This window comes from Flavobacterium sp. FG68 (assembly GCF_057808895.1).
In genome coordinates, this window is the sequence record NZ_JBMDIY010000003.1 from 68,596 (window position 1) to 81,968 (window position 13,373).

General features: G+C 33.7%; 13 protein-coding genes. 12 read left to right on the forward strand and 1 reads right to left on the reverse strand.

What is annotated here, in order from left to right; translation table 11 throughout:
* Positions 1-220 precede the first annotated feature (220 nt).
* The 5 genes from ACODSB_RS02880 to ACODSB_RS02900 all read left to right on the forward strand — a co-directional run bounded on the left by ACODSB_RS02880 (position 221) and on the right by ACODSB_RS02900 (position 2,268).
* Positions 221-601, forward strand: a complete 381-nt coding sequence (locus ACODSB_RS02880) for a DoxX family protein (RefSeq protein ID WP_488935933.1) — start codon at positions 221-223, stop codon at positions 599-601.
* Between the two features lie 12 nt (positions 602-613).
* The gene (locus ACODSB_RS02885) at positions 614-823 is read left to right on the forward strand and encodes a hypothetical protein (protein ID WP_053474484.1); all 210 of its coding nucleotides are present in this window, start codon (positions 614-616) and stop codon (positions 821-823) included.
* Positions 824-899: 76 nt separating this feature from the next.
* The gene (locus tag ACODSB_RS02890) at positions 900-1,274 is read left to right on the forward strand and encodes a VOC family protein (RefSeq protein ID WP_053474483.1); all 375 of its coding nucleotides are present in this window, start codon (positions 900-902) and stop codon (positions 1,272-1,274) included.
* Between the two features lie 18 nt (positions 1,275-1,292).
* Positions 1,293-1,802, forward strand: coding sequence for a DinB family protein (locus ACODSB_RS02895; RefSeq protein ID WP_053474482.1), 510 nt, complete (start codon positions 1,293-1,295; stop codon positions 1,800-1,802).
* A 4-nt stretch (positions 1,803-1,806) separates the two neighbouring features.
* Entirely contained in the window at positions 1,807-2,268 is a 462-nt protein-coding gene (locus tag ACODSB_RS02900) for a DUF1440 domain-containing protein (protein WP_488935934.1), read from the forward strand.
* Between the two features lie 262 nt (positions 2,269-2,530).
* Here the strand turns inward: ACODSB_RS02900 and ACODSB_RS02905 are convergent, their stop codons facing one another.
* Complete coding sequence (locus tag ACODSB_RS02905) at positions 2,531-2,692, reverse strand: DUF1328 domain-containing protein (RefSeq protein WP_071638579.1); 162 nt, start codon at positions 2,690-2,692, stop codon at positions 2,531-2,533.
* A 432-nt stretch (positions 2,693-3,124) separates the two neighbouring features.
* On the opposite strand from ACODSB_RS02905, the gene ACODSB_RS02910 reads away from it, so the two are divergent.
* The 7 genes from ACODSB_RS02910 (at position 3,125) to ACODSB_RS02940 (ending at position 13,365) form a co-directional block, all read left to right on the forward strand.
* The gene (locus tag ACODSB_RS02910) at positions 3,125-5,395 is read left to right on the forward strand and encodes a glycosyltransferase (RefSeq protein ID WP_488935935.1); all 2,271 of its coding nucleotides are present in this window, start codon (positions 3,125-3,127) and stop codon (positions 5,393-5,395) included.
* A 232-nt stretch (positions 5,396-5,627) separates the two neighbouring features.
* Positions 5,628-6,185 carry a TetR/AcrR family transcriptional regulator gene (locus tag ACODSB_RS02915; RefSeq protein WP_488935936.1) on the forward strand — a complete coding sequence of 186 codons (558 nt, stop codon included), beginning with the start codon at positions 5,628-5,630 and terminating at the stop codon, positions 6,183-6,185.
* On the forward strand, positions 6,185-7,429 hold the full coding sequence (gene fabF / locus ACODSB_RS02920) for a beta-ketoacyl-ACP synthase II (RefSeq protein ID WP_488935937.1): 1,245 nt from the start codon (positions 6,185-6,187) through the stop codon (positions 7,427-7,429). The genes ACODSB_RS02915 and fabF overlap by 1 nt, the downstream gene beginning before the upstream one ends.
* A gap of 686 nt (positions 7,430-8,115) precedes the next feature.
* Entirely contained in the window at positions 8,116-8,880 is a 765-nt protein-coding gene (locus tag ACODSB_RS02925; RefSeq protein WP_053474442.1) for an MlaE family ABC transporter permease, read from the forward strand.
* On the forward strand, positions 8,877-9,656 hold the full coding sequence (locus ACODSB_RS02930) for an ABC transporter ATP-binding protein (RefSeq protein WP_488935938.1): 780 nt from the start codon (positions 8,877-8,879) through the stop codon (positions 9,654-9,656). The genes ACODSB_RS02925 and ACODSB_RS02930 overlap by 4 nt, the downstream gene beginning before the upstream one ends.
* Before the next feature lie 26 nt (positions 9,657-9,682).
* Positions 9,683-10,531 (forward strand): MlaD family protein, encoded by an 849-nt coding sequence (locus ACODSB_RS02935; RefSeq protein WP_053474440.1) that lies wholly within the window; start codon positions 9,683-9,685, stop codon positions 10,529-10,531.
* Between the two features lie 14 nt (positions 10,532-10,545).
* Positions 10,546-13,365: an AsmA family protein gene (locus tag ACODSB_RS02940; protein ID WP_488935939.1), complete on the forward strand. Its 2,820-nt coding sequence runs from the start codon at positions 10,546-10,548 to the stop codon at positions 13,363-13,365.
* Positions 13,366-13,373: the final 8 nt, after the last annotated feature.

A 13,373-nucleotide genomic window follows, 5' to 3' on the forward strand; every position in this document is an offset into this window, starting at 1 on the left:
CGCTCAGGATGACAAACTGTATGGTTACTTCACTCCTACTATCGGTTCCAAAAAAAACTTAAAAGAAAACTTTGCGCCTTCGCGCCTTTGTGGCAAATAATCTACAATCAAAAAACTTGTCCCAAATGCCCCTAAAATAGTCGTAAATAACTATTTCATGAAAAAACAAGAATAGTATATTTGTAATACATTAACTAATAACTATTTAAAAATAAACCACATGAAAAAAGCAAAAATTATTTTTTGGATTGCAACTACTATTATTTTTCTATTCGAAGGCGTTATGCCAGCTTTGACTTCCCAGTCTGAAATGGCTAAAGAAGGGATCAGACATTTAGGTTATCCTGAGTATTTTGGAAATGCATTGGTGATTTTCAAAATTCTGGGAGTTCTCATTTTAGTAATTCCGTCTGTTCCTAAAAATGTAAAAGAATGGGCTTACGCCGGATTTGGTTTCGACTTTATATTTGCTTCAATAAGTCATTTTGCGGTTGATGGGATTAACTTTCAAAGTTTCTTTCCGTTAATCTTTTTAGTGATTTTGGCAATCTCATATATCTATTATCATAAAATCGAGCGATACAAAAATATTGCTTTGTAAAACATTCCTGCGATGATAGAAGTTTTTAAAACAAATGTTCAGGAAGTTGAGCAATCAGTAATGATTGTTGGGAAACTTCTTGAACATTTCCCAAACAGCATCGTCAATTTTGATCTCGAAGACTGCGATAAAATTCTTCGGGTTCACGCTGCTTCTATTTCAAACCATAAAATAATTGAACTTCTAAATTCGCATGGTTTTCATTGCGAAGCACTTCCGTAAATTCACAATTTATTGATTTACAAAATATTGCAATAAAAATCGTACTTTTGAGATACTAACATCTAAACCACAAAAAATGAATTTACCTGCAGAACATCAAACCGTAATGCCATACCTTATCCTGAAAGGCGCATCGCAATTTATAGATTTTACAAAAAATGTTTTCGGAGCTTCAGAAACGCATTCGAAGGCAGTCCGCGAAGACGGAACCATAATGCATGCCGAAATTACCTTAAACGGAAGCACAATTATGGTAACCGATGAAACTGAAGACTGGTCAAAACAAACGGCCAACTTATTTGTTTATGTTCTTAATGCCGATAAAACCTATCTAAAAGCATTAGAAAACGGTGCTGTTTCATTAATGGGATTAAGCGATCAGGATTACGGCAGAACCTGCGGAGTAACAGATCCTTTTGGAAATGTCTGGTGGATTACTTCCGTAAATTAAACTTTAAAAATCAATAATATGAAGACAGACGTTCAAAAAGATATTGTTGAAACATTCAAAAAATTAAATGATATTCTATCAAAATTTTCTGAAAACGAATTAAATCAGGTTCCCTTTCAAGGAAGCTGGACTCCCGGACAAGTTGTACAGCATATTATTTTAGCCTGTTCCGGATTTCCCGAATTATTTGCCGGAAATACGGAAAAAACAACCCGAAAACCCGACGAAAAAATTAAAGATATTGAAGGGCTGTTTTTAAACTTCAACATAAAAATGGATGCTCCTGTATTTCTGAAACCTGAGAAAAAAGAATACAATAAAAATGCATTAAACATAGAATTACTCAGACTTGAATCTGAGTTATTAGATTGTGCCGAAAAATACGATTTAACCCTAACCTGCTTAGATTTTCAGGTTCCGGGCTTTGACAAATTCACCATGTACGAATGGATTGATTTTGCATTAGTTCACACCCAAAGACATACGCATCAATTAAATTCTATTTTTCAACACATAACTAAACTCTAAATTAATGACATCAAAATCTAAAACTATTTTATTCTCTGGTTTACTGGCAGGAACTTTAGATATTCTTGCTGCAATTTTTGTTTACTCCGTTATATTACATCAAACAACTGCCGAAAAAATTCTGCAGTCTATTGCAAGTGGCATTTTTAAACAGCATGCCTATACAGGCGGCACACAAATGGTTTTCTATGGTTTATTACTGCATTACTTTATCGCATTTGCTTTTGCCTATTTTTATTATAAGATATATCCGCACGTTCCTATTTTGAAAAAGAACATTGTTGTTTCGGGAATTGTCTATGGAATTTTTGTCTGGATTGTAATGAACCTTATTGTGCTTCCAATTGTATTTCCAAAACTTCCATCAAAAGAATTTGATCTTCCCTTAATCATTTCTGTTTTAATTTTAATCGTCTGCATTGGTTTGCCAATTGCTTTTGTAACTAAGAAAAGTTATGAGATATGAGATATGAGTTATTAGCTTAACGCAATAATTTTAACGCAAAGGACGCTAAGATTTTTTAAAAGGCTGCATTTTCAATGCTGAAGTTCGCAAAGCTTTGCGAACTTTGAGTTTTAGTAAAAAACTAACTTATTAAAAATCTTAGCGTCCTTTGCGTTAAAACTATTTTAGCGTGCTTTGCGTTAAAATTATAAGTATAGATTAAAAACAAAAAAGCGAAATCAACACAAGTGTTAATTTCGCTTTTTTTAATAAACTTGAAACTTTAAACTCTTGATCTTCCGCTTATTAATGAGATAATAAATAAAACTAAGAATATAAAGAATAAAATTTTTGCGATACTAGCGGCTCCGGCAGCAATTCCTCCAAAACCAAAAATTCCGGCTACTATAGCCAAAATAATAAATGTGACTGTCCAACGTAACATAATATTAAAATTTAAGTTATAAAATGTGACTTTTACAAGTCTGATTTGTTTGTCTCTCAAAGTTCTCTTTTACTTACAAAAACAATTAACTCAAACGGTATATTTATTATCGCAATCCATTACAAATCATAAATTTATCAGGCTCTTTTAGAATTTTGGTCTCAACGTTATACAATTCCCATCCAGAAGCTTTAGAGTTAATTTTTTGATCGATTGAGTTAATTACCGCTGCGTTCCCAAGGTAATTTTATTCAAAATTAAAAACTGGCTCAGTTGAATCTTATAAAAAGATACTGTTATATAAATAAGGTATTTTTCTTAACAAAAAGTCATTTTTAATAGTATAACATTATTATGGTGTCGCCAATAAAAAAATTGTGGCGACTACTTTGAACCTTGACGACTTATTAACAGAACTAAAACAGAATCCCCATGAAGAAGATATCAAATAAATCGAAAATTGTTTTTCTTTCAACATTTCCTCCAACACAATGTGGAATAGCAACATATACTCAGGATACAATTAAAGGAATTACCGACATTTTTGGTAAATCAATAACTTGTGAAATTTGTGAATTAGTAGACAATCCAAAGACAAATTCGACACAGGCCTTTACATTAAACACAAAAGAAAGAGCAGAGTACACAAAAGTTGCCGAAGAAATTAATAAAGATAAAAATGTGAAACTAGTTCACATTCAGCATGAATTCGGTTTGTTTGGCGGTAATTATGGTGATCATTTACTAGATTTTTTAAATGCAGTAAAAAAACCTATAACCTATACTTTTCACACCGTTATTCCAAACCCGAATAACGAATTGAAAACTTTTGTAAAATTACTTTTGAGCTACAGCAATTCTGTTTTTGTAATGACAAACCAGTCAAAAGAAATTTTAATACAAGACTACGATATTGACGAAGATATCATTACAACAGTGGCACATGGAACCCATATTGTAATTTATGAAGAGCCGGCACAAGCAAAAGCAAAATTTGATATTCAAAACAAAATTGTACTTTCAACTTTTGGACTTTTGGGCGAAGGAAAAAATATCGAAACAGGTTTACAGGCTTTAGCAAAAATCGTCGAAAAAGAACCAAATGTATTGTATTTAATCATTGGCAAAACACACCCTAATTTAATTAAAGATGGAGTTGATACTTATAGAGATAAACTGGAAGCACTTGTTGACGAATTAAATTTACACAACAATGTTCGTTTCATTAATCAATATTTAGATACAGAGGAACTTTTAGAATATTTAAAAGCAACGGATATTTATTTGTTTACTTCAAAAGATCCAAACCAAGCTGTAAGCGGCACTTTTGCTTATGCAATGAGTTGTGCCTGCCCTATGGTCGCATCAAAAATTGCACATACAAAAGAAGTTTTAACTTCTGACTGTGGTGTTCTCGTTGATATTGGAAATGTGGATCAATTTGCAGAAGAAACATTAAAACTGATTTCTGATGAAAATTTAAGACGTGAAATGGGAATCAATGCATTTACTAAAATGAGAGCTTCATCTTGGGAAAATGCCGCATTAACACTTATGAATACTTATAAAAAGTTAATCGAAAATCCATCAGATGTCAAATACAGTTATCCTGATATTCAGTTAAGACATATTAAAAGATTAACTACAGATCTTGGAATTATTCAATTTAGTAAAATTTCAGTTCCGGATCTGGATTCCGGTTATACTTTAGATGATAATGCCCGCGCTTTAATCGCATTTTGTGCGCACTATAAATTAACCAGGGACAAAGACGATCTTCCGTATATTTTAATTTATTTGGATTTTATCGAAAGATGTCAAAAACCAAAAGGAAATTTCATCAATTATGTCGATCAGGAAAACCGTGAACATATTGAGCAAAATGCCGAAGTTAATTTAGAAGATTCAAATGCAAGAGCAATCTGGGCTTTAGGAACTGTGGTTTCAAATTCAGATATCCTTCCTGAAAACATTTCTAAAAAAGCAGCAAAATGTTTCCTTAATTCCTTAAAATGGGCAGAAAATATTCAATCGCCTCGTTCTATTGGTTTTGCAACAAAAGGATTGTATTTGTATCATAATGCCGTTCCAAATTTATATGTGGCAGCCATTATCAATAAACTAAATGCAAAACTGCTGGCAAATTACGAAGATACAGCTACTGAAGACTGGCAGTGGTTTGAAAATTATTTAACGTACGGAAACGGAATTCTGCCAGAATCTATGTTGTACGCATATTTAATTACAAACAAACCAGTTTACAAAAAAGTAGCCTTAGATTCATTAGATTTCTTATTGTCGAAAACATTTGTTGACGGGAATTTTAAAGCAATCTCAAATCAAAGCTGGTATCACAAAGGTTCAGAACCACAAGAATATGGAGAACAGCCAATTGATGTTACCTATACAATTCAAACATTAAATGCTTTTTATAACACATTTGAAACTCCGGAATACAGAAAGAAAATGAAAATTGCATTTAACTGGTTTTTAGGAAAAAATCATTTAAATCAAATTATGTATAATCCCGTAAGCGGCGGTGGTTACGACGGTCTTGAAAAAAACAATGTAAACTTAAATCAAGGAGCAGAATCAACCGTATGTTACTTAACCGCAAGATTAATAATGGAAAAATTTGCTCATGACGAATCAAAAGTTATTCCTTTAAATAAATTGAGAACAGGAGTAGCGATCAACTCTTAAAAAAATTATAGAAAAATTCCAATTAAAAAATTCCAAATTCCAAAGTTGGGATTTGGAATTTAAATGTTGTAATTTTATAACGTAATAGACTGACCAAAATTCTATTAAACCCGGAAAATCCCTTTCTTAATGAAAGGGATTTTTTGTTTACAGTAATAATTAATCTTAAAAATAAACTAAATAAATTTGCCTATCTACTAATAGGTAGTATCTTTGTCAAAAAATTACAGTCATGACAACACGGGAAAATATTATAGAAAAAGCAGATCAGTTTATTCGAAACAAAGGCTACAACGCTTTTAGTTTTAAAGATATTTCAAATGATATTGGCATTAAAACCGCTTCTATTCATTACCACTTCCCTACTAAATCTGATCTTGGCGTAGCGACCATAAAAGAACATATTGCCAGAACAGAGGCTTTAAAGAAAAGAGTAGCCAATGAATCTCCTCTAATAAAACTGGAAGCTTTTTTAGAAGTACAGGCACAAATAAAAAAAGAAAATAAAGTCTGCATTGTAGGTTCATTAGCAACAGATTTAAATACGCTCGACGAATCCATAAAAAAAGAACTACAAGGATTTTCCCAAATCGTAATTACCTGGCTGACGGAAGTTTTAATCGAAGGAAAAGAACTCAAAATATTTGATTTTGAAATGGCGCCAAGAACAAAAGCTATAATGATTATAACCAATATGGTTGCGATTGTACAGCTTTCGAGACTTACTAACGATAGTGATTTTGACTTGGTTAGAGAAACAATATTAACAGAATTAAGACCTAAAAAATAATGAAAAGAGTTGTAGTAACAGGATTAGGAGCAGTAACTCCTATTGGAAATAATGTTCAGGAATTTTGGAATTCATTAATTAACGGAGTCAGCGGTGCTGCTCCTATAACAAGATTTGACACCACACAATTCAAAACTAAATTTGCGTGCGAAGTTAAAAACTTTGATGCTTCGGCTATTTTTGAAAAAAATGAAATCAGAAAATACGATCTTTTTACGCAATACGCATTGTACGCCGCAGACGAAGCCGTAAAAAATGCCAATATCGATTTTGATTCTTTAAATAAAAACCGAATTGGAGTGATATGGGGCTGCGGCGATGGTGGTATTTCAACTTTTGAAGAACAAATTGGAGAATATAAATTAGGAAATGGCACACCAAGATTTAGTCCGTTTTTTATTCCGAAAAGAATTGTGAATATAGCTTCAGGCGTTATTTCGATTAAATACGGACTTCGCGGCATTAACTATACAACGGCTGCAGCCTGCTCTGCCAGTAATACTGCAATTATAGATGCTTTCAATTATATACGCTGGGGAAAAGCCGATATGATGATCACTGGAGGTTCTGAAGCTTCGGTTACAGAATCTTCCATTGGCGGTTTTAATGCTTCAAAAGCATTGTCTACCTTAAATGATGATTACAGCAAAGCTTCAAGACCTTTTGATGCCACAAGAGATGGTTTTGTTTTGGGCGAAGGAGCCGGCGTTGTGATATTAGAAAGTTACGAACACGCCATAAAAAGAAATGCTGTAATTCTGGCCGAAATTGTAGGCGGCGGTTTAGCCGCAGACGCTTACCACTTAACAGGAACACATCCTGAAGGTGAAGGAGCTGTTTTAGGAATGGAGCTTGCGCTTGAAGAAGCCGGAATTTCTCCAGATCAAATTGATTACATTAATGCCCACGCAACTTCTACTCCAACCGGAGATTTAAGCGAACTTAAAGCTGTTGAAAAAGTATTTGGAATAAACCCGAATGCGAATATTAGTGCTACAAAATCAATGACCGGACATTTACTTGGCGGTGCCGGAGCAATTGAAGCGATTGCGTGTATAAAAGCGGTTCAGGAAAATATTGTTCCGCCAACGATAAACACACAAAACGTAGAACCGGAATTTGCAGATAAATTTAATTTGACACTTGGTAAAGCACAATCCAGAGAAGTGAATTATACGATGAGCAATACTTTTGGTTTTGGCGGTCACGTTGCCAGTTCCATCTTTAAAAAATTCAAAGAATAAACAATTACAAATATTTCATTTAAAAAAGGGTTGCTCAATTTTTTGAAGCAGCCCTTTTTCGTTTTATATATTTTCATGTTCCATAGGAATATATCATCGGTAGAAAAATTATATTGTTATTATAATTTATGTTCCGTAGGAACGTAAATGTCGCTGATTTGCATTTTTTTTCTACCTACGAAACATTCCTATGGAATGATAACTGGATATACAAAAAGAGCTGTCTCGATTATTGAGACAGTCACATTTATTCTATATATTTTCATGTTCCATAGGAACATCTCGTCGGTAGAAAAATTATATTGTTATTATTGTTTACGTTCCGTAGGAACGTTTGATAAGCCAGATTATTAAAAAACGATTTCAAAATCAAACCTTCCTACGGAACGTAAATGTCGCTGATCTGCATTTTTTTTCTACCTATGAAATATTCCTATGGAATGAATAACCGGATACATAAAAGGGTTGTCTTAAAATTGAGACAGCCCTTTTGTTTTCTATAGGATGCGTGTAACGCAGCATTCATAAAAATATTGTGATTTTATGAAAATTATATAAGCCTCAAAAAAAGTTGTGTAAAGTATTTTAACAAGTATAGAAGTAACTTTCATATATAATTTAAAAAGTACCATAAACTGTTAAATAATTGATTTTCAAATTACACCTAACTATAAAAACTAAACATTTTGATTCTCAGCCTAAAAAATACATTCGCACAAATTGGAGATGCAACATTGTTTGCCAAGAGGTTTTTTAAGGAGGTTTTTGTTCCTCCTTATGAGGCTAAAGAGTTTTTGAAACAATGTTACATCATCGGTTATAAGTCATTGCCTTTGGTGGCAATTACAGGTTTTATTATGGGATTAGTGCTCACGCTTCAATCCAGACCAACTTTAGTGAAATTTGGTGCCGAAAGCTGGCTTCCCGGAATGGTGGCACTCTCCTTAATTAGAGAAATTGCACCCGTTATTACGGCCTTAATTTGCGCCGGAAAAATTTCGTCGGGAATTGGAGCCGAATTAGGTTCTATGAAAGTAACGGAGCAAATAGACGCTATGGAAGTTTCGGCTATTAATCCTTATAATTATTTGGTCGTAACGAGAATTTTAGCCTGTACGTTAATGGTTCCGTTATTAGTAATTTTTGCTGATGCCGTTGGAATTGTTGGCGGTTACGCCGGAATAAACATTCACGGCGACGTTAATTTCTATCGCTATTTAACGCAGATTATTCAGTCTTTAGAATTCTCAGATCTAATTCCGGCGACGGTAAAAACTTTCTTCTTTGGCTATTTCATCGGAATGATTGGATGCTATAAAGGATTTAATGCCGCAAACGGAACAGAAAGTGTGGGACGTGCTGCAAACTCAGCCGTAGTTACAGCTTCTTTAAGCATATTTATTATTGATATGGTGGCAGTACAATTAACCGATTTAATTTATTTGAAATGATTAAAGAAGAAAAAAATATCGAACCAAAATCAAAAGATAAAAAAAAGACCCCAATCATTGTGATTAAGGATTTACATAAAACTTTTGGCAAAGATAATACGGTTTTAAAAGGCGTAAGTCTTACCGTAAATAAAGGAGAAGATTTAGTGATTTTAGGACGTTCCGGTTCAGGGAAATCGGTAACCATAAAATGTATTGTGGGCTTAATTGTACCTGACAAAGGCGAAATAAAAGTTTTTGACGAAGATTTACTTGCTCTTTCTAAAGATGAATTAAACAAGATGAGAGTCAAAATTGGATTCTTATTTCAAAGCGGCGCCTTATACGATTCTATGTCGGTTAGAGAAAATCTTGCTTTTACGCTTCGTGCACACAAAAGAGATTTAACCGAAGAAGAAGTAGAAAAAGAAGTTCTGGAAGCACTTGAAAGTGTGGGTTTAGGAGATGCAATCGAAAAAATGCCTGCAGAATTATCAGGCGGGATGAGAAAAAGAATTGGTTTAGCAAGAACCCTGATTTTAAAACCGGAAATCATTTTGTATGATGAACCTACAACGGGTTTAGATACCATTACATCAAGAGAAATCAGCGAATTAATTCTGGATATCAAAAACAAACAAAAAACATCATCAATCATTATTACGCACGATATGGCCTGCGCCAAATTAACTGCCGATAGAATTATGGTGCTTAAAGACGGCGTAATTCACGCCGAAGGAACGTACGAAGAATTAGAAAAAGACGAAGACGAATGGGTACGCTCATTTTTTCAATAAACAGCAAAAATAAATAACTAGAAATCATGGAGAAGCAATCTGGATATACTTGGAAATTAGGAATGTTTGTAACAGTTGGGCTGCTGCTTTTTATAATGGCCATTTATTTCATCGGAAAACAAAAAAATCTGTTTGGCTCAACATTTAACCTAACCTCAAAATTTAAAACGGTAAGCGGTTTAGAAGTTGGAAACAATGTCCGTTTTTCAGGAATTAATATAGGAACCGTTGAAGAAATAAGATTAATAAATGACTCATCGGTTGTAGTATCGATGGTCATAAAAGATGAAGTCCGCGAATTTATAAAAACAGATGCGCGCGCCAGCATTGGTTCTGACGGATTAATGGGCGATAAAGTATTAACGATTTCTCCGGGAGTAAAATCCCAGAAAATAGTTGAAAATGGCGGAGCAATTGCTTCTGTAAACGGAATAGAAATGGCTGACCTTATGAAAAGCGTTAAAAAGAGCGTTGATAATGTAGGCGTAATATCTGATGAACTTGCGATTTTCAGTCATAGCATGAATAACGGAAACGGAGCATTGGCACGATTAGTCCGCGATGATAAAATGGCAAACAGCGTTTCGAATACACTTTCAAATTTAGAAACCGGAACAAAAGGTTTCAGCGAAAATATGGAAGCCGCAAAAAGCAATTTCCTTTTTAGAGGTTACTTTAAGAAAAAAGAAAAGGAAAAAGAAAAACAGAAAGAAGAAATAAAAGAGAAAAAAGAAGAACAGCAGGAAAAAGCGGCTAAAGAAAAAGAAGCCAAAGCCAAGGAAGAAAAAGAAAAACAGGAAAAAGCCAAAGAAGAGAAAGAAAAGCAAGACAAGCAAAAAGCTGAAGAAGCCAAGAAAGAGGCTGAAAAGAAATAGTAAAACTCTACGCCATGAAAACTTCGTTTAAAAATATAAGCCTTAAAATACTCAAATGGACGGGAATAGTAATAGCAGGAATCCTGCTGTTACTTTTTTTGGTTCCATTACTATTTCCCGGAAAAGTAGCCTCAGAAGTTAAAAAAATTGCCAACGAACGTTTAGACACAAAACTCGAGTTTTCGAAATCTAAGCTTTCGTTTTTTACCCATTTTCCATCGCTTACTGTTTCACTTGATGATATATCGATGACAGGTTCTAAACCTTTTAGCAGTGATACTTTACTTAAAGCAGATCAGGTTGCGTTTGGGATAAATTTGAAAAGACTGATTTTTGACAGTGAAGTTAAAATCAACAAATTATACGTTTCGAATGCTTTGATAAATGTAATGGTCAACGAAAAAGGACAAGCCAATTACAATATTTATGTCGCGCCAGAAGACAGAAAAGACGAAAAAAAAGATCCAAATGCTCCCGAAGAAGGAACGGCAATAAAGCTGGAACGAATTGATTTAGAAAACTGTCATGTTAAATACAACGACCGTTCTGCTAAAATTCTGGTTGACGCAAAAGGTTTTAATTATATCGGAAAAGGAAATCTAAGCGAAGATATTTTTGATTTAAATACCGATGCTAAAATTGACAGCTTAGATTTCTATTATAACCGAACAGCTTATCTTAGAAAAAAAGCCGTACGCGCAGATTTAATTACCAGAATCAACACACACGCACTTTCATTTATTCTTCAAAAAAATGAATTGCAGATTAATAAACTGCCATTAACCTTTACCGGTTTATTTACCATTTTAAGAGACGGTTATAAAATAAATATTAAAGCCGCTTCAGAAAATACAACTGTAAAAGATTTACTTTCTGTAATGCCGCCAGAATATTTAACCTGGCTGGAAGAAACTGAAATTTCAGGAAAAAGTAATTTAGTGCTTTCTTTTAAAGGAGATTATAACGTTTCGAAAAAACAGAAACCCAATTTAGCTTTCAATCTAAAAGTGAAAGACGGAGCGATTAATTACCAAAATGCGCCAGTTCCGTTAACTGATTTTCAAATGGATTTGAATGCCATTCTGCCTTCTCTTGATACAGAACAATTATTGGTAAATCTTAGAACTTTACGATTTAAAGTAGGTGAAAAAGATTATTTCAACGCTTATTTAAACAGCAAAGGTTTAAGCGAAATGAATATCAACGCAAGTGTAAAAGGTGCGCTTGATCTTGCTGTTGTCGATGCTGCAATAGGTTTAAATACTGTGGAATTAAAAGGGCTTTTAAAAACCAATATTCAGGCGAGAGGGTTTTTTAGTACTTCAAAAAAATTATTTCCTAAAACAATTGGTGGTATTTCGCTTAGAAACGGCTGGCTGAAAACAGACTCCTATCCTAACCCAATTACTGATATTACTTTTATTGCCAATGTCTTGAACAAAGCCGGAACTTTCCAAGATTTGATCGTTGCCGTTGCGCCTGCATCATTTGTTTTTGAAGGAAATCCAATGTACGTAAACGCCACTTTATCTGATTTTAGTGATTTGGCTTATAATGCAAAAATTAAAGGCGAATTGAATGTTGGCCGAATCTATCAGGTATTTTCTCAAAAAGGCCTTGATGTAACAGGTTACGCAAAAGCTGATTTATCTCTTAAAGGAAAACAAAGTTACGCGACAACAGGACAATATAGTAAACTGGATAATCGCGGAACAATCCTGTTGAAGAACATAAAAGCAACATCAGAATTATTTCCGAAATCCTTTTTTATCAAACAAGGAAATTTCCGTTTTCAGAATGAAAAAATGTGGTTTGAAAAATTCTACGCTTCTTATGGAAAATCTGATTTTGATATTAACGGATATCTTTTAAATACGATTAATTATTTTCTGGAATCGCACGGAACTTTAAGCGGAGACTTCAACCTAAAATCAAAACTGATCAATGTTGATGAATTTATGGCACTGGAAAAAGGTGAAAATAAAGACCGAAAACTCGAAGTAGAATATGCTAAAGAAGACCACCCAAAAATGAGCGGTGTAGTTTTGGTTCCTAAAAACTTAAATGTTTCGCTTACCGCAAATGCTGATAAAGTAGAATATAACGGATTGAACTTAAATAAGCTTACCGGAAAAGTAGGGATTTCAAAAGGCGCTTTATATTTAGAAAATACCACTTTTAATATTATCGATTGTATTGTTGGCATTAATGCCGGATACAAAGATGAGACGCCAACAACAGCTCATTTTGATGCACATTTTAATGCCAAAGATTTCAGCGTTCAGCGTGCATACAAAGAAATCCCGATGTTTCATGATATGGTTACGGCGGCAGAAAAAGCGCAGGGAATTATTTCTGTTGATTATAAAATTAAAGGCGATTTAAACGGAAATATGGGACCTATTTACGAATCACTTGAAGGCGGCGGAACTATTAATCTGCGTGATGTAAAAATTAAAGGTTTAAAATTATTTGAAGGTGTAAGTTCTAAAACAGGACAAGATGGTTTAGGCGATCCCAAAATGGAAGGAATCGAAATCAAATCAAACATTGATAATAATTTAATTCATATTGAGCCTTTTACTTTTAGTGTGGCGAGTTTTAGACCTACCATTAAAGGAACTACCAGTTTTGACGGATTGCTGGATTTACGAATGCGTTTAGGGCTTCCGCCGGGCGGAATAATTGGTTTTCCAATCGTAATAACCGGAACTCATGAAGATCCTAAAATTAAAATTTTCAGTAAAACAGGTCAGAAAATTTACGATGCTGTTTATGATGAGAAGAACAATAAAGTGATTAAAAAAGAAAAAGTCAGCAAAAAGAAAACCTAATTTATTAA